Source organism: Sphaerochaeta sp. UBA5849, from assembly GCA_002432715.1.
In the GTDB taxonomy this organism is placed as follows: Bacteria; Spirochaetota; Spirochaetia; order Sphaerochaetales; family Sphaerochaetaceae; genus Sphaerochaeta.
The window spans coordinates 1-22,968 of sequence record DJGJ01000023.1 but is presented as its reverse complement, the minus strand read 5'-3'; the positions used below and the strand labels follow the sequence as shown (position 1 = coordinate 22,968).

Genomic DNA, 22,968 nt, shown 5'->3' with positions numbered 1-22,968 from the left:
TAAAGGGTGAGGAATGTGGGTTAGTTCTGTGCAGGCTTGTAGTGGTTGCCCACCAAGTTTGCAGCTCTCTCCAGCACCCCCTCAATTGATGGTACAATGCTCAGAAATAGCGGTCAACGCTTATACGATTTTTTGCAGATTATCAACAATTTCGAATATTCTCATGTCTGGAATTTACTATGCCTACCCATTCCTTACTTCTGAGCATATTCTCTTATACAGTGTTCCAAAGCTGACTCCACTCTGCAGCTCCTCAAGAAACGCTGTTTTCCAGCGATATCCTTGAGCAATAATGGCGTCATACCCGGTTGCGTGGAGAACCATGTCTTGCGCATAGAGAAGCTTTGCATCCTCTTCAGTAGGCAAGAGAGAAACATCGACACAGCCAAGGTTTCTCACATGTTCGACATGTCGTCGTTCGGTTGTGAAAAATCCATGGGTCTGCAACTTCAAGAGTTCCATCGGAGACTTGGCAATCAGAGGATTCTGATAAAACATTGAATTACCCGAATCGAATATGGGAGCCATACCAACAAAATCCAATGTATGGGTATCCCTTAGCACACCAAAGTTATTCAAATGCCGGTCGACATTGGAAAGCAGGAAATCGGTGACAATCTGATAATCCAGAAAAGAATACACCTCATCCTCTCCCAAACCACCTTCAATTGCCTTGGCTATGAACCGGCTAAACAAAGGAGAGCTCTTTGCCAAGGATTCACTGCCAACCAAGTCCCATGCGGGAATGAACTCCAAAACATTGGAAGTAAAGCAGGCACACGAACAGGCAAGTCGACCATTGGTTTTCTCCTGTACCAATTCATAAGGAACATACTTGCCACTTTGTTGCTGCGATGCGTGAATAGCTGTCGCAAACACCTCATTCAAGCTTTGTTGAACAGAAAGCCCTACACTATCCTTTATGAGGTATCGTATTCCACCCTTGATCACCCATTTCTTTGGAAGATCACCCCCTGTGGAGGCAGAAGGGGAAAAAGAGCTGAACTGGGTGGCGTCCTGCAATACTGAGAAACCCTCGATGAAATTGTTGGAAAACAAGCTGACATCATCCCATTGCAAGGAACTCTCAAGCGGCTTGACCCAGTAATGGTCGTTCAAGCTCAACCCTAGATTCCTTAGCAAGAAGCTCTGAGTAGTGGGAATATTGTATTGTCGCAAAACCTCTAGAATAAAGCCTTGAGTCTTGGGAACCGCCCGATCTCGCCACCATGCAGCAAAATTTTGAGCGTTGATGTGTGCCCGGCAGGGGACCAAATGCTTATTTCTTGTTTCCAAGACTCGAAGAAGATACCCGTCCTCCGTATTGAATTCCAATACGGCGACTTCATCATCCCTATGCATGCAAATATACTTGGCAGGTATCATTAAGGACTCCCATGCTTCATTGCTAATCAGTATATCACACTACAGCTTGATGATATCCATTTTACGTCCCTTTTACTTCTTCTGATACAGGACCGTTTTCTGGTAATCGGAAGGAAGCATTCCATAGCGTTTCTGAAATGCCCTACGGAACGTCTGGGCATTGGAGTACCCGCAGAAGGAGGTGATCTCACTGATCGTCATCTGCTTCTCGGCAAACAAGGCAAGGGCGCGCTCGAGACGGTAGGCCTCCAGATACTGGGCAAACGATGTCTCCATTCGGGTCTGCATGAAGTGGTAGAGAAAGCTCTCCTTCAAGCCAAATTCAGTCGCCATGTTCGAGAGGTTCAAGCCAGGATCGGTATAGTGGTCATGTATATAACCGACGATTCGTTGGACAAGCACCTCATCCTTGTCGCTTTTTGCCCGGTTGATGGCCACAGCCTGGGAGAAAAAGAACTGCTTGACCTCGGAAAACGACTCAAATACTGATTGGTGCAGTGTCAGCCTAAGACTCTGACTGAGCTTTATCGCCGTGGCGTAGAGAACTTTCATGAGATTGGCATGTTCCTCAGGACCCAGATTCCTGGAAATGAAGTTGTCCTGCTCGATGGCCCTCAGGATCTCCTCGAGGGCCTGCATCTCCCCTTTCATGACAGCTCCTGAGAGCTTGCGCTCCATATCAAGTGTATAGTGGTAGGGCTCACGCTTGAGGCTCAACTCGGTATAGCAGCGCATGACATCCACCTGCTTTTCACTGAGCAGACTCTGCTGTATCTCGCTGCATTCGTTGGTTGCCGAGAAAATCTCATCGAGGCTGTGCTTGGCCGAACTGACCGCCATGCTGGTAATACAAGGAGAAACCTGGATGAACTCCTTGTAGAACTGGTCGATCTGCTCGTCGAGAAAGCGGCCGTCTTTATGCCAGAGCATGATCCAAATCGAGAACGAAAAGTCCATATAGAGGTAGAACTGCTGGCCAAATGCACGCATTGCCTGCTTCTGGGCGGCGATACGGGTGAAGTCGATGTCCTCCAGCCGATCGCTGGAAAGAAAGTCCTGCACATCGTGGATGGCGATATGCACCATTTGGAAGGTGTTGGGAGAATTGAGGTCGATATCCTTCTGCACCTGCTTGAGCATCGCCTGAATCTCTGCTGTCCCCAGCATTTTCCCATGTATCAGGCGACGGAAAAAGGTATCGGTGATGAAGGGAGTCCCTCCGGCTTGGCGGACCTTGCTTCGGTCCTCCTCGACAATATTCTTGATGTACCCGACCGCCTGCTCATAGGGAAGCGGTTTCCCGCTTACATCGACCAAACCAAGCAATTCGGTCCAGTGGCGGTTGCTGCGTGCAAGCATATACACGGCAAAGAAGGAGAGCAGCAGGAACATCGCAATACTAACGATCACTAACACCGGCCACATGGGATTGAGCATGGCATTGATGTCCTTAAGCGAGAGCAGGCTGAAGAACCGCAAACCGCTTGTGCTTGAGGAGAGAGAGGACAGCACATACTCCTGACCATCGACGAAAACACGGTGCTGTCCGTCGGCATACCCGTCGCCCAGAATGAAAGCCGGGTCGCCCGAGTAGGTGATCACATTGCCCTTGCTGTCGGTGACATAGACGGTGGGACTCGCCCCCTCTATCTGCTGCGAAAGCAAGTCGGCGATATAACTGCTATCGAGCAATAGCATGATCTTGCCTGCATTGGCGGCAGGATTGTTCAAAGGAAACGTTTGGACCATGGGAATGACCGACCGATTTCTCCCGTGCACCAAGGCTTCAGTTTGGGGAAAGAAGGAACGGTTGAAGGCGGGTGTCAGGTACTTGCTGCGGAACTGGCGGTAGTTCAAACCTTCGAATGCGAACATGGAAGGGTACATTTTCTCCGGTTCCAAAAAAGCATTCTGGGAGGAAAGGATATAGCCGCTGCGGTTGGAGTAGATGTACACCTCCGCAAGCATGGCATTGATGTTCGTTGCCGTAGGCAGAACGCCTTTTGCATCGATGAGGGTCTGAATATCGATCGAGCCACTCTCAATTTCACCCTGATAGATGAATTTGGCGATATCGTTGTCCAAGAGCAGCATCTGGCTGAGCTTATACATCTGGTCCAAGGAAAGGTCGGTGGTGGAACGGATGAGGTGCAGCATCGAATAGGTCTGCTCCTGCTTGTCCCTGCGCACGGTCATCAACATCCAGTTTTGGGCGAGAATGAGAATGACAAAACAGAGTATGAGGGCGGGTAGAAACAACAGCAGTGTTCTGGATGCAGGGATTTTGTGCTCAGCTTTTCTCATAGGTTGTTCAAGTATACCATAGAGAACCTCCAATCCGCGGGAAAAAGAGTCAATCAGAAAGCCACGATACCGTCTCCCAGACAGCAACCCCGTCGTTGTGCTGCCGAGGGCCGGGTGTACTTCTGCCCTCCCTGACGATGAAGGCAAGCTCTGTTCGCATAGCCGCCACCACATCCGGGTGCTCGGCCTGCACATTCACCGTTTCTGCGATATCACAATCCAAGTCGTACAACTGAACTGAAGGAAGTCCTTGTTCATCCATACTGCTGCTGGCAGGGTATGACCACCCCCCCGAGCCCTTGCACATCTCAAGCTTGTACTTCCCCTTTCGAAGGGAGAGTGAGCCGTCGATGCTCTGATGGACCAAAGAACCGCGTACTTCAGGGTGAGTGCTGTCTGAGAGCAGCGGCAGCAAGCTCACACTGTCAACCGCCTCATCCTCGACCAAGCCGAGGTCTAAGATATCGGCTGCAGTTGCATAGAAATCAGAAAGGCAGACAAGGTGGTTGGAAATTGAATGCGGTTCTATCACTTCAGGCCAGCGCATCAGAAGCGGCACCCGGTGGCCTCCTTCGAAAATATCCGACTTCATACCCCTGAAATGATAGCTGGGGTTGTGTCCGAACCGTGCCAGCTCCGCAAAATCAGCCATCGGGGAACAGCCGTTGTCGCTGGTGAAGATTACCAAGGTATGTTCGTCGATGTCGCTTTCCTTGAGCGTATCGAGCACCCTGCCCACCACATCATCGCAGTGCAGGACAAAATCCCCATAGGCATTTGTGTTCGATTTCCCTCTGAAATTGGGATGGGGAAGAATGGGTGTATGGGGTGCCGGGAGGGCGAAATAGAGAAAAAACGGTCGATCCTTGTTCTCCCTGATCACCTCCAAGGCCTTGTCTGTGAGATGGTCCAGGACCTCTTCATGCACAAAATCGTCGGCGGTCAGGCCCTCGCGCCAAAAGCCCTTGCCTGTTCCTTTTGTAGTTTTGGTGGGAACAGCGGTGAACCGGTCGTCCTTGATATAGACATAGGGGGGCATGTCCAGAGACCCGCTGATCCCATAATAGGAGTCGAACCCCACACTAGTCGGCCCGCCCTTGATGGGCTTGGTATAGTCGATCGGATGGCTGTCGCCGAACTCAGCTGCTTCAACAAAACCATCTTGTTTGGGAAGGTCCATGCCCAGGTGCCACTTGCCTACTGCATGGGTGGCGTATCCGCCCTTCTTAAGAAGCTGGGCGACGGTTTTCCTGTTCTCATCAATCAAGGGGGCAGAGAAGCCTCCCAGCACATAGCTTTTCAGCTGTGAACGCCAGTTGTAGCGCCCGGTTATGATGCTGTACCGGCTGGGAGTGCATACAGCACTGGTGGCATGTGCATCGGTAAAACACATGCCTTGTTGTGCCAAGCGGTCGAAGTGGGTGGTGACGAAAGGACAATCGGGGTTCAGCGATGAGACATCACCATAGCCCAGGTCATCTGCAAGTATATAGACGATGTTCGGCTTCTTTCGCACCTGTCCACCCCTCCCTAGACACAGCACAGGGCCTCGAGGGCCCTCTGCTAGTGTATTTGCTTATTTGTACTGGCGAGCATAAGCAGTATTCATGATGTCCAACACAGACTTCAACTGCAGCTTCTCCAGGTTTGCGATGTACTCGTTCCATACCTTGTCGTCGTTGACATCCAACGAACCAACCATGAACTTCACAGCACTCTGGCGGATATAGTTGGCAAGCTCGCGCTTGACGGTCGAGAACTTCTCACTCTCTTCGGCGGTGTACTTCAGTACAGGAACTTCTAAAGAGGTATCCTCGTAGGGCTTGTACAGATTGGTGGTCTCGTCAAAGAGGGTCTTCTCGTTGTTTCCCGGCAGGTAGTACTCAGGGTTGTCCTGGGTCATGGGCTTGGAAGCCAAGCCGTTCTTCAAGGACGGTGTCATGGCTGCAGTATAGGTCTGGATCCAGGTGTCGTTCTGGGGGTCCTTGTCGTTCCACAGCTTCAGCTGCTGCCACACGGCAGGCTTTCCATCAAGACCGACCTGGTCGCTCTTCGCCCAATCCCAGGCTTCGCCCTTGAAGCCGTTGCGCTGGAGCAAGGTGCCCTCGGGGCTGTACATGAAATCGAAGTAGCGCATGATAGCCTCTGCATACTTGGTCTCGGAACTGAGAACCAGCTGACCAATCTCAGGATTCTGGAAGAAGGCAACCGAGTATTGGACACCCGCCGGTCCCTTCAGGGGAGCGATGGCGCGGAAGTTGTTGAAGCGCTCCCCACCGATGGTGGCAAACTGGCCTCTCCAACCACCTGCTACAAACCCGACGACCGGCTGGGCGGAGCTCTCTACGAGCTGAGTCAGCTGGCTGGAGTCCTGGGTGAAGGATCCGTTGTAGAGCAGGCCTTCCTTGTACAGCTTGTTGATGAAGGCAAGTCCTTCGCGGAAAGCAGCCTTGTTCACTGCAGTGTCGACCTTGCCGCCATTCATCATATAGCCTACGTTGTCGTCGGCATTGGCATTGATGTTGGTATCCAAATCGCAATAAATGAAGGAGTTGAGCAAGAAACGCTCGACTTGGTCGGACCAGCCGATGATGGAGCCGGCAAGCGGAATCTCATCTGCCTTGCCGTTGCCGTTTGCATCCTGTTCCTTCATTGCCTTCAGCACCTGGTAGAACTCATCGGTGGTGGTGGGGGTTTTCAGGCCGAGCTTGTCAAGGAACGGCTGATAAACAAACATCTTTGCCTGGTTGGAGCAGTGGTAGCAGCCTTCAAGGCGGGGTAGCGAATAGATGTTGCCGTCGATGTTGGTCATAAACCCGATACCGCCGGGGAACTCTTCAAAGGCCTTCATCATGTTGGGCATCCACTCCTTGGAGTAGAACTTGTTCAGCGGCAGGAACAGGCCTTCCTGAGCGCCATAGGTGGTTTCCAGGGTATTGTTGACTGCAAAACCGAGGAATGCATCAGGGTAGTCGCCGCTGGCGAGCACCAAGGCGAGCTTTTCGGTGGCTGCCTGTTCAGGGATCATGATGTAGTTCACCTTGATACCGGTCAGTTCTTCCATGTACTTGGTGAACCGGTTGGTGTTGAAGTCCTCTACACAGGGGGGCTGTGCGACCATGATGTCCACCGTGATGGGAGTCTTCACGATCGGGAAGGTCCCGACAGGGGTATACTCAACAGCAGATTTTGCCGAGGCACTCTCTTTCGAGCCTTGGGCGACCAACGAGACCGGCAGCAAGAGCGCAACCAGCAATACGATACACAACGTTTTCTTCATGGATTCCTCCTATTGTTTGCAGCCTCCACAGGGAGACTGTGTACTCCTAACCTTTGACGGAGCCAATCATGACTCCCTTGACGAAAAACCTTTGCACGAACGGGTAGATTACCAGAAGCGGAACACTGGCTACAACGATGACCGCATACCGGATCGTCTCGCTGAGCCCCTGAGCCCTGATGGCCGCCTCGACATCTACGGTCATCGAGGGTGTGTTGCGGTTGATGATCAGGATATTGCGCAGCACAATCTGCAAGGGATAGAGGGCCTGCTTCTGCAAATACAAGAGTGCATCGAAGTACTTGTTCCACTGCCCTACTGCATAGAAGAGTGCAAGGACGGCCACAATCGCCCCGCTTAAGGGGAAGACGAAAGAGAACAGGAAGCGAATATCCGAGCAGCCGTCGATCTCAGCCGCCTCGTACAGCTCGTCGGAGATGTTCTCCTGCAGGAAGGTACGGGCAATAATGACGTTCCAGACCGTGATGGCATTAGGCAGGATGATCGCCCACCGGGTGTCGTAGATACCGAGGTTCCGCACCACCAGATAGAGGGGGATGGTTCCACCGGTGAAGAGCATGGTAAAGAGGATGAGCTTGGTCACCACCGAGCGCCCGTAGAACTCCTTGCGCGAAAGCGGATAGGCGAGCAGCATGGTAAGCAGTACGCTGACCACCGTCCCGGTCACCATATAGTAGAGGCTGTTCATATAGCCGGTTCCGATCTGCTTGTTGGTAAAGACCGCCTTGTAGCTGATCAAGTCAAAATTGACGGGAAACAACCACACCTTCTTGGCCATCACTGCCTGGGGTTCGCTGAACGAACACGCTACGATGTAGAGCAAGGGGTAGAGCACAATGACCAGACTGATGAACAAGAAGCTGTTCACCATCACTGAAAATACTCGGTCAGTGAGAAGTTCTTTTCGTTTGTAGTGCATCACCACAGACCCCCTTCCTTGTTTTTAGTCTTGGCGATGTGGTTGAAGGTCAGAATCAAGACGATGTTGATGATTGAGTTGACCACATCGATGGCGGTTGAGTAGCTGAAGTCGCTGTTGATCAAGCCCATCTTGTAGACGTAGGTGGACATGATCTCGGCAGCCTGCAGGTTGAGCGGATTCTGCATAAGGAAGGCCTTCTCGAACCCAAGGCTCATGACAAAGCCCATATTCATGATGAACATGATGACGATGGTATTCTTGATGCACGGCAGGTCCACATACCATATTTTCTGGAACTTGTTCACCCCGTCGACTTTCGCAGCCTCATAGAGCTCGGGGTTTATCCCGGTCAGGGCGGCAAGGTAGATGATTGCGTTGTACCCGGTGTTCTGCCAGAGGGCCGACCAGACGTAGATGTGCTTGAACATATGGGCTTCGCCCATGAAGTTAATCGATTCCTTGCCGAATGCCGCCCTGATCGCATTGAACAGACCCAAGGCAGGGTCGAGGAACTGCATCAGGATGGCTACCATGACCACGGTTGAGATAAAGTAGGGAGCGTAGGTGACCATCTGTACGCTCTTGCGCCAGACTTTCGAGCCGGTCTCGTTCAATGCGATGGCAAGGATCACTGCCAAGGGGATGGATGAGACCAGGGCATACATGCTCAGCGAGAAGGTGTTGAACATGATCTTCAGGCTCGAGGGGTTCGTGAAGAACTTCTCAAACTGATAGAGGCCCACCCAAGGGCTGTTCCAAATCCCTTGGCTGACGCGGTAGCGCTTGAAAGCAAGCAGGACGCCATACATGGGAACGTACTTGAAAATGATGAAGTAGAGCATGGGAAGAGCAACAATGACATAGAATTGCCAATGTCTGCCCATCTTTCTTCCCAAGCTGAGCTGTCGTGGTTGGTTGAGTGCGTTCTTCATGACAAAATCGTCGCATGGAAGTCAGAAACGCATAAGAGTCAAGTTTCCAAAGCTCGGTCAGCTTACGATTGCTGCAAGGCGTCATTTTTTGCAGGATAGGTCGAACTTTGAAAAAATGACGCAGTACAAGAAGGTTCTTGGAAACTTTGACTCTGTTGTACAACCTGTACTCGTACTAAGCTACCAATGATCAGATAGGAGATACAGTGATGAAACGAGAAGCAGTACAACAGTGGCTCGATCTACAGTTCGGCCTCTTCATCCATTTCGGGCTCTATTCTATTCCCGGCGGAGTGTGGAAGGGAGAACCCATCACCCGGGGGTACTCTGAGCAGATACTCTCCCACGGCTACCTTCCCCAGGCCGACTATGAGGCATTGACTGCACAATTCAGCCTCCCCGAGTTTAATCCTCAGCACATTGTTGCCACGGCGAAAAGAGCTGGAATACGGTACTTGGTTATTACAACCAAGCACCACGACGGATTCTGCCTGTTCGACACTGCTACCACCGATTACAAGAGCACGAATGCAGCCTGCAGGCGTGATATTGTCAGGGCATTGAGTGATGAGTGTAAAAGCCAAGGGCTTGCCTTCGGCATCTACTTCTCCTGGATCGATTGGCACTTCAGCGAAGCCCTGCCCATCAGCAGCCATAACAGCGACCCGATTCCCCCTTCCCATCAGAGGTTGAACATCGCCCAGCTGACCGAGCTCCTTTCCAACTATGGCCCAATTTGTGAGCTATGGATGGATATGGGCGCTCCTACAGAAGCGCAGAGCCAGGAAGTCTATGACCTTGTACAGACGCTGCAGCCCCATTGCATGGTCAACGGAAGAATATGGAACGACAGGCAGGACTTTCTGACCATGGGGGACAACCAGCTTCCTACCGTACCTTTGAATTGTCCGTGGCAGACTCCCGCCTCCATTTATAAGGAGACATGGGGGTATCGCAGCTGGCAGGTCCGGGGGGACAAGGACGAGAAAATTCAAGAGTTGTCAGATACTGCAAGAAAGGTGGTCCAAGAAGGGGGCAACTACCTGCTCAACATCGGCCTGATGGGAAATGGCGCCATCCAGAGCTTTGAGCAGGAGGTGCTCGAGGGCATCGGAGCTGAGCTGGCCAAAGATCCGCTGAAAAGAGAATTGAATAAGAGAAAGCTTCCAATGATATTACTTGATCAGCCTTGTCCTGAGCCTTTGACTGCTTATCGCTATACAGGAACAGAGTACTACTCCTATCGCCCCATTCCCACCACCCTTTGCTGGAGCCTTGAACTGCATGAGGATACCCAACTCTCCATCGGCTGGAAAAGTGAGGGAGCCCTTGCCAAGGAGCAGAAACTCTGCCTTGAGGTTGGAGGAAACCACTACCGCAGCTCCCTGCAAAAGGGTCGCTTCTCTGATGTGTTCGTCACTGGTTTGCAGCTGAAAAAAGGGAAGCATGAAATCTGTTTGCATACGATCGGCGATGAGCTCACAAGAGCCGAGCTTGTCGACACCACCATACGACTGGTACTAAGAAAGGAAGAAACACTATGAAGATTGAGATTTGCCTGGAATCGATCGAAAGCGTGCTGGCCGCCGAGGCAGGAGGCGCCGACCGCGTCGAGTTCTGCGCCGACCTGTTCGAGGGGGGCACGACTCCGTCGCTTGGGGCCTTCAAGGTGGCCCGCAAGCACAGCAGCATCGCCATGAATGTCATGATCAGGCCGCGCGGAGGCGACTTCTGCTACAGCGCTCTTGAGTTCGAGGCCATGAAGGAGGATGTGAAACTCTTCAGGGAGGCGGGGGCCGACGGTATCGTCTTCGGAATCCTTACCCCCGACGGGGAGATTGATGTACAGAGGAGCAAGGAAATCATCACCCTTGCCCGGCCCTGCTCGGTCACCTTCCACCGCGCCTTCGACATGACGCGCGATGCTTCGCGCTCTCTGGAGACGCTCATTTCCCTGGGTGTCGACCGGCTTCTGACCAGCGGCCTGGAGGCCACGGTCATCGAGGGGCTCCAGACACTGAAGATGCTGGTCAGGCAGGCCGGAGACAGGATCATCGTCATGCCCGGTTGCGGGATTACCGAGCGCAACTTCGCCTACCTGCAAGAGCAGGTGGGGGCCAAGGAATACCATGTGTTCGTCCCGGGAACCTACGAGTCGAAGATGACCTACCGTCCCGAGCACATCTACATGGGTGGCATGCTCAGGCAGGCCGAGTTCAGCATCAGCCACACCGATGCCAGTCGGGTGAGCGCCATAGTGGGGGCCAAGCGATGAAGAAGCGAGTCTTTGTAGGGGGGCTCCACCACGAGAGCGACACCTTCAACCCCATCATCACCGGCAGGGACGAGATTTGGGTCACAAGGGGAGCGGACCTGTTCATCAAGCGCGAGAGCTCGGCAAGCGGCATTATCAACACCCTGATAGCCGCAGGCTACGAGGTCGTTCCCTCCCTGGTAGCGCGTGCGGTGCCCAACGGAGTGTGGGATCACGACTACTACCAAGAACTTAAGAGAGAGATGCTGCAAAAGCTTACGGAAGCAGGAGCGATCGACGCAATCTGCCTGTCGCTGCACGGAAGCATGCGTGTCGATGGGATCGGAGAGGCCGAGCAGGATCTGCTCGAAGCAGTTAGAAAACTACACCCAACTACTCCTTTATTCACCAGTCTGGACATGCATGCAACCCTCACCAAGAGGATGCGCCATGCAGCAGACGGCTTTGTCGGCTACAAGTGCGCCCCCCACACCGACACCTATGAGACGGGCATCCATGCCGCATTGATGGTCATCCGCACCCTGGAGGGAGGAAAGAAGCCGACGATGGCGGCGGTGCGCATCCCCATGCTCATCGCAGGCGAGCAGAGCGAGACCTCGGTCGAGCCGATGAAGAGCCTGATCAAGGAACTCAGGGCAAGAGAGCAACAGGAGGGCGTACTTGCATGCTCCTACCTTTTGGGCTTCCCCTGGGCCGACGGGAAGGAGAATGCGGTGCATGCGGTGGTGGTCACCCAAGACAACCAAAACCAAGCGAATGCACTTGCCGGAGAACTTGCACACCTCTTCTGGTCCAGAAGGAAGGAATTCGGCTTCTACAACGAGACGAGGATGCCTTCCGATGCACTGGAGGCGACCAAGCAGTCAATTTCCGAGGGCGTATACCCGGTGGTCATCAGCGACAGCGGTGACAACCCCACTGCGGGAAGCAGCGGCGATGTCACTAATTTCCTCTCCCTCATCCTCTCCGACCCCGTTCTCTCCAAGCTCGAGCCTCCCTTGCTCTACCAGGGCTTCTACGACCCGGAGGTGGTCAGAAAAGCATTCGAACAAGGCGTAGGTGCAAGCTTCGAGTGCGCCCTCGGGGCGAAGTTCGACACGGTCAAGAGCAGACCTGTGAGGGCAAAGGTAACGGTAAGAAGTTTGAAGAAGCAGTGGGAGGGGGCCAATGGTGCTGACCTCGCCCTGCTTGATGTTGAGGGAGTTGACGTGGTGGTTGCATCCAAGCATGTGGGCTGCTATGACCCGCAGATGATGAGGGTGCTGGGAGCCGAGCCGAAAGAGAGAAAGGCCATTGTGGTGAAGCTGGGCTACCTGGAGCCTGAGATCCGCGCCATTGCAAAGCGCTCGATGATGGCTCTTACCACCGGCTCCTCCGACGAGCTCTTCGAACGGCTTCCCTACAAGAACCTGCCCAGGCCCATCTTCCCTTTGGACAAGGAGTTCGAGGCCGAGTTGGAATTGATCTGAGATTTGCAACCGTATTCTTTGTGTGTTTTGACGACAAAGGGGAAGCCGAGAGACTTCCCCTTTGTCACAAACATCCAATACTACTGCTTATTCGTCACATGTATCTTCTCCATCCAATCCTTGACAGATTGGAAAAACTGGTCCTATACTAAAGGAGTAAAAACGTTTTGCGTAAATTTGCCAATCAAAATAAGGAGGATCTGCATGAAAAAAGTAATCGTGACATTGATGATCCTGTTGCTCGCCACTACGGCCATGTTTGCAGCAGGAACCAAGGAAGAGGGCGCGAAAAAAGATGTGACCCTTTCGGTATTGTGGTTCAATGACGCCAATGAGTCCGATGTCTTTCTGAAGACCATGGATGACTACCTGAAGGCCAACCCCCATGTGAAGCTCGATCTCCAGATTGTCGCCTACAACGAGTATGACCAGAAACTCAAGCTGATGATCAGCGGCGGCAACCCACCCGACCTGGCCCGTATCACCACCAACACCCTGTCGGTGGTTGTCGACAGCCTGGAGCCGATCGAGAACCACGTAGCCGATGTTGAGGCAGTGAAGAAGCAGTATTTGCCTTCGATGGTAGCTTTTGCCACCAACAAGGAAGGCAAGTTCATCGCCTACCCCACGGAAGCAACAGCCAACGGCATGCTGGTCAACAAGACTGCTTTCGACAAGGCCGGCATCGATGTGGATGAAGTCAGCAAGACATGGACATGGAGCGAATGGGAAACCATCGTCAAGAAGGTTATCGCAGCCAATCCTGCCATGAAGTACGGCCTGGCCGTCGACTTCACCCCGCACCGCTTCTCCACCCTCATGTACCAATGGAATGGACGCTTCCTCAATGAGGATCAGTCGAACATCAAGTTCAACAATCCCGGTACCATTGCAACCCTGAAGTGGTTCAAGCACCTGCACGATGAAGGTTTGGTACCCAAGAGTGTATGGCTCGGTTCCGAGAACCCTGCCGAGCTCTTCCAGGCGGGCCTTGTTGCCGGTCATATCGGCGGCAGCTGGAACATCAACACCTACAACAAGAACGTGAAAGACTTTGAATGGAAGGCTGTGCGTATGCCCAAGGGCGCTATCAACTCGTCGGTTCCCGGCGGAAAGTTCGTTGCCTCCTTCAAGGGAGCAAAGAATCAGGAAGAAGCATTCAAGCTCATGGCCGCCTTCGCTGACAAGGCTCACAACGAGATGTACAGCCGCGACACCTTCAACATTCCTTCACGCAACGATGCACAGGTCACCTATCCGTCCAACAGCGGCGACTTTGAGGTCTTCCTCGAAGAACTGAAGGTCACCCCGGCCTACACCGCCAACGAATGGAAGAATACCAACCTGAGCAAAGTTACCACCTACATCCGCGAGCAGATTGTGGAAGTGCTGCTTGGCAACATCACCGCCGAACAGGCTGCAATCAATGTTGACAACAGAGGTGCAACCTTCTTCAAGTAAGGTGACAGTTGGAAATCGGCTCCTCCACCCAGGGGGAGCCCGATCCTTCAGACCGGCAGGGCTGCCTGCCTTTAGGAATTCCTATGAAACGACATACCAAGGGAAACTTTCATCAAACAGCAGCCCCGCTGCTCTTCCTGCTTCCCAATATTCTCATTTTCGGAACCTTCATCATCATCCCGGCCATCCAAGGCCTGAGGATGTCCTTCACCGAATGGGGTGTGTTTACCACCCCGAAATTCATCGGCTTTGACAACTTTATTGAGCTGGCCGGTGACGAAGTTTTTTGGAAGACGTTCAACAATACGATTGTCTACTCCTTCTTCACCGTTGCCCTGATCATGGTCTATGCCCTGGCATTGGCCCTGCTGCTGTATAAGAACGTCCTCAAGGGTGAGAAAATCTTTCGATCCCTCTTTTATATACCATCCCTCTTGAGTATGATCACCGTCGGTATCGCCTGGCGCTTCATTCTCGGTGATGAGATGGGAATCATCAACTACCTGCTGCGCAGTATGGGAGGCGATGGAATCCGCTGGCTGACCGACGGCAAGCTGGCGATGGTCTCCATCATCGCAGTCTCCATCTGGGCGCAAGCCGGTTACTACATGGTGGTGCTCATTGCGGGGTTGCAGGCCATTCCCATCGAACTCTACGAAGCTGCAAAAATCGATGGGGCATCTGCTCCGAAGACCTTTACTTCCATCACCCTGCCCCTGTTGCGAAGCACCTTGTTGGTTGTATTGGTGCTGGCAACCATTGCCTCCTTCAAGGCGTATGAATTGATTTCAGTGATGACGAAGGGAGGGCCTGGCTATGCCACCAAGTTCATTGTCCAGCAGGTGTATCAAGTGGCATTCCTGGAGGACCGCATGGGCTATGCAAGCGCCATGTCGATCGTGTTGATGCTCATCATCTCCCTCTTCACCGTCCTGCAGTTCAAACTCAGCGGAAGGGAGGCCGACCATGAATAAGCAACGCATGTATAAAATAGTGCACTATGCCGTTCTTATCCTGCTCTCCCTGGCAACACTGCTTCCCGTACTGTGGGTGGTTCTCTCCTCCTTCAAGCCCCAAAGTGAACTGTTCAGGGTCCCTCTTACCTTCATTCCCCAGGATTGGACGCTGGAGAACTATGTTTCCAGCCTTGCGGCAGGCAACTTCCCGGTCTACTTTTCCAACACGGTATTCGTGGCCGTGGTTTCCACAGCCATTACGGTGTTGATCAACCTGATGGCCGGCTACGCCTTGGCAAAGTACATTTTCAAGGGGAGGGACATCATCTTCACCGTGATGATCGCCACCCTCATGATTCCCCTGCAGGTCATCATGATTCCGATTTTCCTCCAGTTGAAGAGTCTTGGCATGCTGAACTCACTGTGGGGAATCATCATTCCACCGGCTGCCACTCCTACGGGAGTGTTCCTTGCCCGTCAGTATTTGGTGACGCTACCGAACTCGCTGATCGAAGCGGCCCGCATCGATGGGGCGCGGGAGCACACTATTTTCTTCCGCTTGATTCTCCCCATGAGCAAGCCCATTGTTGCCACCATTGCCATTTTCAGCTTCATGTGGCGTTGGAACGACTACTTGTGGCCTTTGATCGTCATCACCGACAACCGCAAGCAGACCATCCAGCAGGCGCTGGCGAATTTCGTCGGGCAACTGCAGATCAACTGGTCTGACCTGCTTGCCATGACCACCATCGCCATAATTCCCGTCATCATCGTATTCCTGGCATTCCAAAGGTTCTTCTTCTCCGGTATTGCTGCAGGATCGGTAAAAGGTTGAACGCATGAAACATATCATTCACTCTCTGTCTGCATGTCTTTTTCATTCCCCTTCCTTGGTTATCGCCAAGGGAGTCGGTGGTGAAATCCATATACGGTTCTTCACCTCTGAGATAGTGAAGGTCAACTATCAATTCGACCATGTATCCATCCATGAGACATTCACCAAGGCCAGTCAATACATCACCAGCCCGTATGAGTCTGTAGAGTTGGATGAACAGATCAGCATCAAGGAAGAGAGCGAGGCCTTCATTCTCACCTGCGGCATGAGCCGGGTGGTCCTTGAGAAGCGCTATGCGCTCATCAGCATCTGGTACGCAGGGATCCTGCAGCACGGTGGGCGGGTGGGAACCGCAGACACGGTGCTGCCATCTTACCAGGTGCGCTGTTTTACCAAGGAAGGTTCACAGGACTCCTTCAGCAGGTTCAACTTTCCCCTCTCAGAGGCGGATGAGTTCTACGGCCTCGGGGATAAGAGCGGGCTGCCCAACAGAAGAGGAAGACGGTTCTCCATGTACAACCGTGATTCGCTCGGTTATGATGCTTCCAATTCCGATCCTCTCTATAAGTCGATTCCTTTTATGATCAAGCGCAATACCCAGACAGGAGCCCTGTGCGGCCTGCTCTTCGACCAGAGCCTGATCAAGCTTTTCGACCTGGGCAGGGAGAGTCCGTTCTTCTTCTCCGTTGAGGTGGATGGCGGTCCATACAGTTACTTCACTTTCATGGGTGGCTCGTACCAACAAGTGCTGAAGAACTACTTCAAGGTAACCGGCTTTCCCGCCTTCCCGCCGTTGTTCAGCTTCGGGTTCTTCGGTTCTTCCATGAACTATGCCGAGCCTGATGATGCAGAACAAAGAATCCTGAACTACTTTGCCACCGTCGAAAAACACCGGATTCCTTGTGAAGGCATGTATGTCTCCTCGGGTTATCTGAAAAGTGCCGAGGGCAAGCGATATGCGTTTCTTTGGAACAAGCAGAAATTTCCCGACCACAAGGCGTTTCTCACCTCGCTTTCCGAACGTGGGTATAATTTGTGCATGAACATAAAGCCGGGAATCCTGACCAGCCATCCGTGGTATGCACAGCTGAAAGAAAAGGGGTACTTCATCAAGGACCAGAGTGGCCAGCCCTATCAGGAGTTTTTCTGGGGCGGCGAGGCTTCCTTCATCGATTTCAGCAATCCTGAGGCAAAAGAGTGGTGGAAGAGCCAGTTGAAGGCTCAGTATCTCGACAATGGGTGTACAGGCATCTGGAATGACAACAATGAGCTGGAGCTTGAGGATGTTGAGCTTGAGGCCTATAAGACAAAGACGCTGTATCCCATCAGGATGGCTGAGGCCTCCTACGAGGCGTTCAAGCAGGAGCAGCCTCAGAAGCGTCCTTGGATCTACAGCCGAAGCGGCTATGCAGGGCTTCAACGTTTTGCCAGGACGTGGTCGGGGGACAATGTCAGCGACTGGAAAACACTAAAGTACAACCAGTATATGGGTCAGGGGTTCAGCCTTTCCGGCCTTCCCTATTTCGGCCATGACTTGGGAGGCTTCTTTGGAGCGTTTCCGGAGGAAGAGTTGTTGGTACGCTCGGCTCAATCGGCGGTCTTTCAGGGCCGGTTCGTAATCCACTCCTGGCGCGAGGACGGCAATCCTACCGAGCCTTGGTCCTATGAGAGCGCTTTGCCCCACATCCGCTCCCTCATTCTTGAGCACTATCGCTTCATGCCCTATATCTATACCTGTGCTTTTGAGGCGGCAACCGAAGGCTCTCCAATCGAACGCCCGCTCTGTCTGGAGTTCCCAGACGACAAAACCATCAAGGGTGATGAGGTCAACAGTCTGTTCGGACCACATATCCTGAAGGTCTTGGTTACTGAAAAGGGGAAAGACAAAGCTGATGTCTACCTCCCTCAGGGCTTGTGGTGGTACAGCAAGGATGGAACAGCGTTTGAGGGAGGAACAAACCTCGAACTCCCCTATCCTCCTGGAGGCAAGAGTCTCTGGTTTGCCAAGGAGGGGTCGGTGATTCCGACCGCCCCCGGTCTGACACACCTCCAAAGCGGTGTGTTTGAGAAGGTGGAGCTCTTGGTCCATCCCTGCAAGACAGCAGGTAAAGAGGTACAGTCCACGTACTTTGAGGACGATGGGAGTACTGAGCTTGCCATTAAGCGGTACAACAGGTGGGAGTTCCAAGTAACTGACCACTCCCTGGTGATTACCAAGAAAGTTGGGGCAATCGACAAGAAGCGAATCTTTACCATCAAGGTGCCTGAAGGATATACAGTCTCACAGTTTTCGTTCGACCCTGACACTTTCAAGGAAGGCGAACATATGGTAGTTGCAATAAGCGGGTGACAAAGACTACAAGAGGCTTTACACTTGCCTAAAGGAGGATGTATGCGTGAGGTAGTAACGATTGTAGATGTGGCGAAGGCTGCCGGCGTCTCTCCTGCTACGGTTACGCATACCCTCAATGGGAAGCGCCCTGTCGGGGAAGCCACCCGCAGGAAGGTGCTTGAGGCGATAGAGCAGCTTGGCTACGTTCCTTCCTGGAATGCATCGCGTATGAAGCGGGGAAACTCGGGGATCATCGGATGCTTGGCAGCCGATATTACCGAGACATTCGTCAACCAGATAGTGCGGGGTATCGAGCATGGATTATCGGGCGGTCAGTACTCCTTGTTCTTCGTCAGCGGTGTTGAGTTCGGCAATGACTTGAAGAAGGCATACAACTTTTTGAAGAGTCATAAGGTGGAGGGCATTCTGTTCTGCCACCATATTCCCATCTGGAAGGAGTTCAATCTCGATACCCAGAACCCTGATATTCCCATTGTTTCCATCAATATGGCAGCCCAGGAGATGACCAGCGTCGTAGTAGATAACACGACGGGGGGTTATCAGGCGGCGGAGCATCTGTATGGCTGTGGTATGCGCCACCCTGCGATGATTTGTGGTCCTGAGGACCGCCTCTCTGTGCAGGATCGTCTGAAGGGGTTCAGCCAGAGGGTAAAGGAATTGAATCTGCAGATGCCGACACATTGCTACTATGGCAACTACGACTTCGGCCATGGGTTTGATGCAGCCGAGCAACTGATGAAGGACTATCCCCAAACAGATGGTATTTTCTGTGCCAATGACTATATTGCAGCCGGTGCAATTTCAGCACTACAGAAAATGAACATTCACATACCAAACCAGGTACGGGTGGTTGGCTTTGACAACCGCGACTTCTCCGAGTTCTGGAATACTCCGATCACCACCTTTGAGCTTCCTCTACAGGAGATGGGCATGCTGGGAGTAAGCCTGCTCAAACAGGTGATCCATACCGGCAATTACTCCAAAACCCAGCATGTTCTGCAGTCGAAGTTGATTCCCCGAAAGAGCAGCAAGGGGTAGAGATGAAAAATGGGAACCTGATTACAGATTCTCCACAATATTTTCCGATTAGAGTCATCCTTGAGCAGGTACTTATTAGCAAGCGGTAGAACAGAAGCCCACTACGGAATTCTTCAGCAAACCCTCATACTCTTTTCTGAAAGATTTCTGCATAGATATCAGTCAAGGCCTGTAAATCGAGTTGCATAGGCGAATTTTTCAGTCGTTCGAGATTCACTGAGTGAATCAGCATATCAAATTCCTCTGGATTCACTTGGTTTGGAGGCAGAATCTCTAGCTTTTCGAGTAAAGATGAAAACCACATGATTGCTTGCTCTACAGTCTGCTGCCCAAGAGCAGATGCCATTTGAATGAAAGTATCAAGAACATATTCAGCTCCCCTCTCATCGATGCACGCCTGTGGATGCTCCAGCATAAACCTCCACACATGGGGAAAGGCGAGAGCGACTGCATGACCATGTGGAATTTTGAATAGAGTTGTCATCTTATAGCTCATGGCATGAGGAGCAGTAGTTTTAGTAATATTTATGGCTCTGCCAGCCAGATTGGAGGCCAAAAGCATCCCCTTATTCTCTTCTATAGAATTTTCCAAATATCCATTCTGCGCTTCAAGCCATTGCTTAACCGCTTGTTTTGCAAAATTGATACTTCTTGAGTCTGCATTAACTGACCACCATGACTCCAAAGCTTGGCATAATGCATCAAGCATACTGCATTTTTTCTGATACAGCGGAAGTGTCTGCAAAACAGAAGGCTCAAGTATTGCATAATCTGGAAGGATGCATGGATGGCTCAAAGAAGCTTTTTCGCCATCTATGTAAATTACGGCAAACTGCGTAGATTCACTTCCTGTACCAGCCGTCGTTGGTAAAGCAACTAAAGGGATTCTGCTCACAACAATCGGTTGCTTATAATAGGGAGAGTCATCACGCATAGGAACAAATGCCTTGATGCATTTAGCAACATCAATAGCACTACCCCCACCTATTGCAAGAATCGTATCACAGCCATGCTCCCTATATGATTTTACGCCTAGAACAATATCCTCATATTGGGGATTTGGACTGAAATCTTGAAAAATGGTGAGAGAAACCATAGAGTCCTTGATAACTTGTGCAATCTTCAATGAAAAGAAAGATTTCCCACACACCAAGAGCACATTTCTTGCTCCGCACTCCCCAAGAATATCGTTTAGTACGGACATATTTTCAGCTCCATGTACTATTACTTGAGATTCATGGAGCTCTCTCATACCTGCAACGCTTCCATAAAGGCCATTTTATTTTGCTGAGGTGTGGTATCAGGTCTGATGAGGTCCTCTCTAGATCCTGTAGAGACCATGACTTCAATTAAGCATGGTTTTGGCATTAAGTCTATCTGCATGGAAACCAACTCTTCAAAGTTCTTGATTTTACGAGCAGAAGCATATCCACAATCAATTGCAGTAGCGACAAGATTCACCTTTCCAGCAACAGTCGGCATGGCTCCTACTGATTCATGTGCTTCATTATTCAGAACTATATGAATTAGATTCTGCGGATGAAGTGTACCAATGGTACAGAGGCTGCCCATATGCATAAGAACGGCTCCATCACCATCCAGACACCACACAGTCTTATCCGGGTGGTACAGTGCAATTGTAGAGGCTATAGCACTGGCATGTCCCATAGACCCGACAGTAAGGAAATTGTGTGAAGACTGTTCGGGTTTGTCGTTTTTACAGTACTCGAACAACTCTCGCGAAATCTTGCCTGTTGTTGAAACAACATAGTCATTTACAGACATGTTTGAAGCTAAATACCTAATTACTTCTTCTCTTCCAAGTGTATTTTCATTCCCTTGAATCGAAACATTACTCGAAGAGAATGCCCCTTTTCGCACTATGAAAGCTACACTCTTTCCCTGCGCAAGCAGTGGAAGAAATCGTTTCTCAAATACTTGTTGAATCTGCTCAAGCGTCGAATCTTTACCAATAATCTCATACGCTACCCCAAGAGTATTCAAAAGATCGGTAGTTATTGCTCCTTGCTTAATATGCTGCGGCTCATCATGCACACCGGGCTCACCCCGCCATCCAACAAGATAGACAATTGGAATTCCATATACTTCAGGGTCGATAAGTGAAGTCTGAGGATTAACCGCATTGCCCAAACCACTATTCTGCAAATACACAAGTGGTATGTTACCGGTTGCCAGATGATATCCGGCAGCCATCCCGACAGCGTTCCCCTCGTTGACAGCGACTATATGTTTCTTTGTATTGCAACCATACCGATGATATAGTTCTTCACACACATTCTTGAGCTGCGAGTCAGGAACACCAGCAAAAAAATCGATGTGAATTTCCTCTAAATATGTTAAGAAAGATGATGGGTTGATCATAACTATTCCTTAATTTGCACCTGGTATCAAGGTGATGATTTCTTTGATAGACATACAATACTCGCTTGCTTCCTTACATCTTCCGTGTTCAAGGATCGACTGGGCCGTCCTCTGCATGGCGGGAAAGGCGCTTCGAATCAGATGATTTGCATAGATAACAATTCTTACATTGTGATTGATAAGCTCCTGCTCGTACACTTCATTGAACGATGATGGGACTACTACAATCGGAACGTGGGGGAATTCTCCGCTGAATCGATCACAGAACTCAAAAATTTCATCAGGTTCTTTTCTCCTGCTATGAATCATCACTGCATCTGCACCGGCGTGGACATATGCACGTGCTCGACAGAGGGCATCTTCCATTCCCTGATCAAGAATCAAGCTTTCAATGCGAGCAATTATCATGAAATCCTTGGTTGCTTGGGCTTGTTTCCCTGCAGTTATTTTATGACAAAAATTCTCTATACTATCCTGTTGCTGAACAACATCCGTTCCAAACAGTGAGTTTTTCTTTAACCCAATCTTGTCTTCAATAATTATTGCAGAGACTCCAATCCGCTCCAATGTTTTGACATTGAAAACAAAATGCTCCAACAATCCACCCGTATCACCATCAAGGATAATAGGTTTTGTAGTGACTTCCATTATCTGATTGATAGTATCCAAGCGCGAAGACATATCCACCAATTCAATATCTGGCTTTCCTTTCGCAGTAGAATCACACAATGATGAGACCCACATAGCATCGAAACCTTCTATTTTATCTCCCTTTATGACCTTGGTATTCTCTACAATCAAACCAGAGAGACCATTGTGAGCTTCAAGAACACGAACAATTTTCTTGATTTTCAACAAAGAGACCAACCTGTTTCGTCTTCTTTCTGGTAAAATTCCCTGCCCATCCAATTCTTTGCGGAGTGTTTCGATACTCACACCCTCTGTATAGGGATACTCAATAAGCTCACCTTTCCACTCATGCAAGATCGAAATAACCTTCTCTCTCATGACACTTTGGATTCCAGTTCGCCAATCGTCCCCGTGTACAACAAAATCAGGTTGAATTGCGCGTAAATTTTCTTCATAATCCAAACTTTTCTGTACTACTACCTGATGGACTCCCTGAAGTGCCCCGATTATGCTCATTCGTTGTTCAAGTGGCATCAAGGGGAAACGTTTATACTCTGCAATAGCCTCGTCTGTAAGCACCCCTACATATACATCACCCAATTCTTGAGCTTTACGCAAGATATTCACATGCCCCACATGTATTATATCAGCACTCATCGCCACATAAACTTTCTTCTTCATTCTCTTGTCCTTATATCGTATGGCTCTTTTCGCGTAGTTTAGT

17 protein-coding genes are annotated in these 22,968 nt (G+C 50.9%); 8 read left to right on the top strand and 9 right to left on the bottom strand.

The window, feature by feature from the left end; genetic code table 11:
• Positions 1-183: 183 nt before the first annotated feature.
• From B3K89_RS03800 to B3K89_RS03775, 6 genes are all read right to left on the bottom strand, one after another.
• Complete coding sequence (locus tag B3K89_RS03800) at positions 184-1,362, bottom strand: excisionase (RefSeq protein ID WP_293891945.1); 1,179 nt, start codon at positions 1,360-1,362, stop codon at positions 184-186.
• Between the two features lie 96 nt (positions 1,363-1,458).
• Positions 1,459-3,690 carry a helix-turn-helix domain-containing protein gene (locus tag B3K89_RS03795; protein WP_293891948.1) on the bottom strand — a complete coding sequence of 744 codons (2,232 nt, stop codon included), beginning with the start codon at positions 3,688-3,690 and terminating at the stop codon, positions 1,459-1,461.
• 49 nt (positions 3,691-3,739) lie between these two features.
• Positions 3,740-5,206, bottom strand: coding sequence for a sulfatase family protein (locus B3K89_RS03790; RefSeq protein ID WP_293891951.1), 1,467 nt, complete (start codon positions 5,204-5,206; stop codon positions 3,740-3,742).
• Between the two features lie 60 nt (positions 5,207-5,266).
• The gene (locus B3K89_RS03785) at positions 5,267-6,970 is read right to left on the bottom strand and encodes an ABC transporter substrate-binding protein (protein ID WP_293891954.1); all 1,704 of its coding nucleotides are present in this window, start codon (positions 6,968-6,970) and stop codon (positions 5,267-5,269) included.
• Positions 6,971-7,016: 46 nt separating this feature from the next.
• Positions 7,017-7,910, bottom strand: coding sequence for a carbohydrate ABC transporter permease (locus B3K89_RS03780; protein WP_293891957.1), 894 nt, complete (start codon positions 7,908-7,910; stop codon positions 7,017-7,019).
• Complete coding sequence (locus tag B3K89_RS03775) at positions 7,910-8,845, bottom strand: ABC transporter permease (protein ID WP_293891960.1); 936 nt, start codon at positions 8,843-8,845, stop codon at positions 7,910-7,912. Before B3K89_RS03775 ends, B3K89_RS03780 begins: the two co-directional genes overlap by 1 nt.
• 209 nt (positions 8,846-9,054) lie before the next feature.
• Between B3K89_RS03775 and B3K89_RS03770 the strand changes: the two genes are divergently transcribed.
• The 8 genes from B3K89_RS03770 to B3K89_RS03735 all read left to right on the top strand — a co-directional run bounded on the left by B3K89_RS03770 (position 9,055) and on the right by B3K89_RS03735 (position 19,232).
• Positions 9,055-10,389, top strand: a complete 1,335-nt coding sequence (locus B3K89_RS03770) for an alpha-L-fucosidase (RefSeq protein WP_293891963.1) — start codon at positions 9,055-9,057, stop codon at positions 10,387-10,389.
• Complete coding sequence (locus tag B3K89_RS03765; RefSeq protein ID WP_293891966.1) at positions 10,386-11,120, top strand: copper homeostasis protein CutC; 735 nt, start codon at positions 10,386-10,388, stop codon at positions 11,118-11,120. Before B3K89_RS03770 ends, B3K89_RS03765 begins: the two co-directional genes overlap by 4 nt.
• A complete protein-coding gene (locus B3K89_RS03760) occupies positions 11,117-12,589 on the top strand; it encodes a M81 family metallopeptidase (protein WP_293891969.1) in 1,473 nt (490 codons plus the stop codon). The genes B3K89_RS03765 and B3K89_RS03760 overlap by 4 nt, the downstream gene beginning before the upstream one ends.
• A 204-nt stretch (positions 12,590-12,793) precedes the next feature.
• Positions 12,794-14,050 carry an ABC transporter substrate-binding protein gene (locus B3K89_RS03755; RefSeq protein WP_293891972.1) on the top strand — a complete coding sequence of 419 codons (1,257 nt, stop codon included), beginning with the start codon at positions 12,794-12,796 and terminating at the stop codon, positions 14,048-14,050.
• An 83-nt stretch (positions 14,051-14,133) separates the two neighbouring features.
• Entirely contained in the window at positions 14,134-15,024 is an 891-nt protein-coding gene (locus tag B3K89_RS03750; RefSeq protein WP_293891975.1) for a carbohydrate ABC transporter permease, read from the top strand.
• Positions 15,017-15,841, top strand: coding sequence for a carbohydrate ABC transporter permease (locus B3K89_RS03745; RefSeq protein WP_293891978.1), 825 nt, complete (start codon positions 15,017-15,019; stop codon positions 15,839-15,841). The genes B3K89_RS03750 and B3K89_RS03745 overlap by 8 nt, the downstream gene beginning before the upstream one ends.
• A 4-nt stretch (positions 15,842-15,845) precedes the next feature.
• Entirely contained in the window at positions 15,846-18,191 is a 2,346-nt protein-coding gene (locus B3K89_RS03740; RefSeq protein WP_345907078.1) for a TIM-barrel domain-containing protein, read from the top strand.
• 42 nt (positions 18,192-18,233) lie between these two features.
• Positions 18,234-19,232, top strand: a complete 999-nt coding sequence (locus tag B3K89_RS03735) for a LacI family DNA-binding transcriptional regulator (protein ID WP_293891984.1) — start codon at positions 18,234-18,236, stop codon at positions 19,230-19,232.
• 124 nt (positions 19,233-19,356) lie between these two features.
• Here B3K89_RS03735 and B3K89_RS03730 read toward each other — a convergent pair whose 3' ends face one another.
• The 3 genes from B3K89_RS03730 to aepX are packed head-to-tail and all read right to left on the bottom strand — an operon-like array spanning position 19,357 to position 22,925.
• A complete protein-coding gene (locus tag B3K89_RS03730; RefSeq protein WP_293891987.1) occupies positions 19,357-20,484 on the bottom strand; it encodes a phosphonoacetaldehyde reductase in 1,128 nt (375 codons plus the stop codon).
• Positions 20,481-21,614, bottom strand: coding sequence for a phosphonopyruvate decarboxylase (aepY, locus tag B3K89_RS03725; protein ID WP_293891990.1), 1,134 nt, complete (start codon positions 21,612-21,614; stop codon positions 20,481-20,483). The genes B3K89_RS03730 and aepY overlap by 4 nt, the downstream gene beginning before the upstream one ends.
• 9 nt (positions 21,615-21,623) lie before the next feature.
• Complete coding sequence (gene aepX / locus B3K89_RS03720; protein ID WP_293891993.1) at positions 21,624-22,925, bottom strand: phosphoenolpyruvate mutase; 1,302 nt, start codon at positions 22,923-22,925, stop codon at positions 21,624-21,626.
• Positions 22,926-22,968 lie beyond the last annotated feature (43 nt).

Bases quoted from the DNA above. Each gene is read 5' to 3' on its own strand.
- B3K89_RS03800 (WP_293891945.1), bottom strand. From the start codon at position 1,362: ATGCATAGGGATGATGAAGTCGCCGTATTGGAATTCAATACGGAGGAC.
- B3K89_RS03795 (WP_293891948.1), bottom strand. From the start codon at position 3,690: ATGAGAAAAGCTGAGCACAAAATCCCTGCATCCAGAACACTGCTGTTG.
- B3K89_RS03785 (WP_293891954.1), bottom strand. From the start codon at position 6,970: ATGAAGAAAACGTTGTGTATCGTATTGCTGGTTGCGCTCTTGCTGCCG.
- B3K89_RS03780 (WP_293891957.1), bottom strand. From the start codon at position 7,910: ATGCACTACAAACGAAAAGAACTTCTCACTGACCGAGTATTTTCAGTG.
- B3K89_RS03775 (WP_293891960.1), bottom strand. From the start codon at position 8,845: ATGAAGAACGCACTCAACCAACCACGACAGCTCAGCTTGGGAAGAAAG.
- B3K89_RS03770 (WP_293891963.1), top strand. From the start codon at position 9,055: ATGAAACGAGAAGCAGTACAACAGTGGCTCGATCTACAGTTCGGCCTC.
- B3K89_RS03765 (WP_293891966.1), top strand. From the start codon at position 10,386: ATGAAGATTGAGATTTGCCTGGAATCGATCGAAAGCGTGCTGGCCGCC.
- B3K89_RS03760 (WP_293891969.1), top strand. From the start codon at position 11,117: ATGAAGAAGCGAGTCTTTGTAGGGGGGCTCCACCACGAGAGCGACACC.
- B3K89_RS03755 (WP_293891972.1), top strand. From the start codon at position 12,794: ATGAAAAAAGTAATCGTGACATTGATGATCCTGTTGCTCGCCACTACG.
- B3K89_RS03750 (WP_293891975.1), top strand. From the start codon at position 14,134: ATGAAACGACATACCAAGGGAAACTTTCATCAAACAGCAGCCCCGCTG.
- B3K89_RS03745 (WP_293891978.1), top strand. From the start codon at position 15,017: ATGAATAAGCAACGCATGTATAAAATAGTGCACTATGCCGTTCTTATC.
- B3K89_RS03740 (WP_345907078.1), top strand. From the start codon at position 15,846: ATGAAACATATCATTCACTCTCTGTCTGCATGTCTTTTTCATTCCCCT.
- B3K89_RS03735 (WP_293891984.1), top strand. From the start codon at position 18,234: ATGCGTGAGGTAGTAACGATTGTAGATGTGGCGAAGGCTGCCGGCGTC.
- B3K89_RS03730 (WP_293891987.1), bottom strand. From the start codon at position 20,484: ATGAGAGAGCTCCATGAATCTCAAGTAATAGTACATGGAGCTGAAAAT.
- aepY (WP_293891990.1), bottom strand. From the start codon at position 21,614: ATGATCAACCCATCATCTTTCTTAACATATTTAGAGGAAATTCACATC.
- aepX (WP_293891993.1), bottom strand. From the start codon at position 22,925: ATGAAGAAGAAAGTTTATGTGGCGATGAGTGCTGATATAATACATGTG.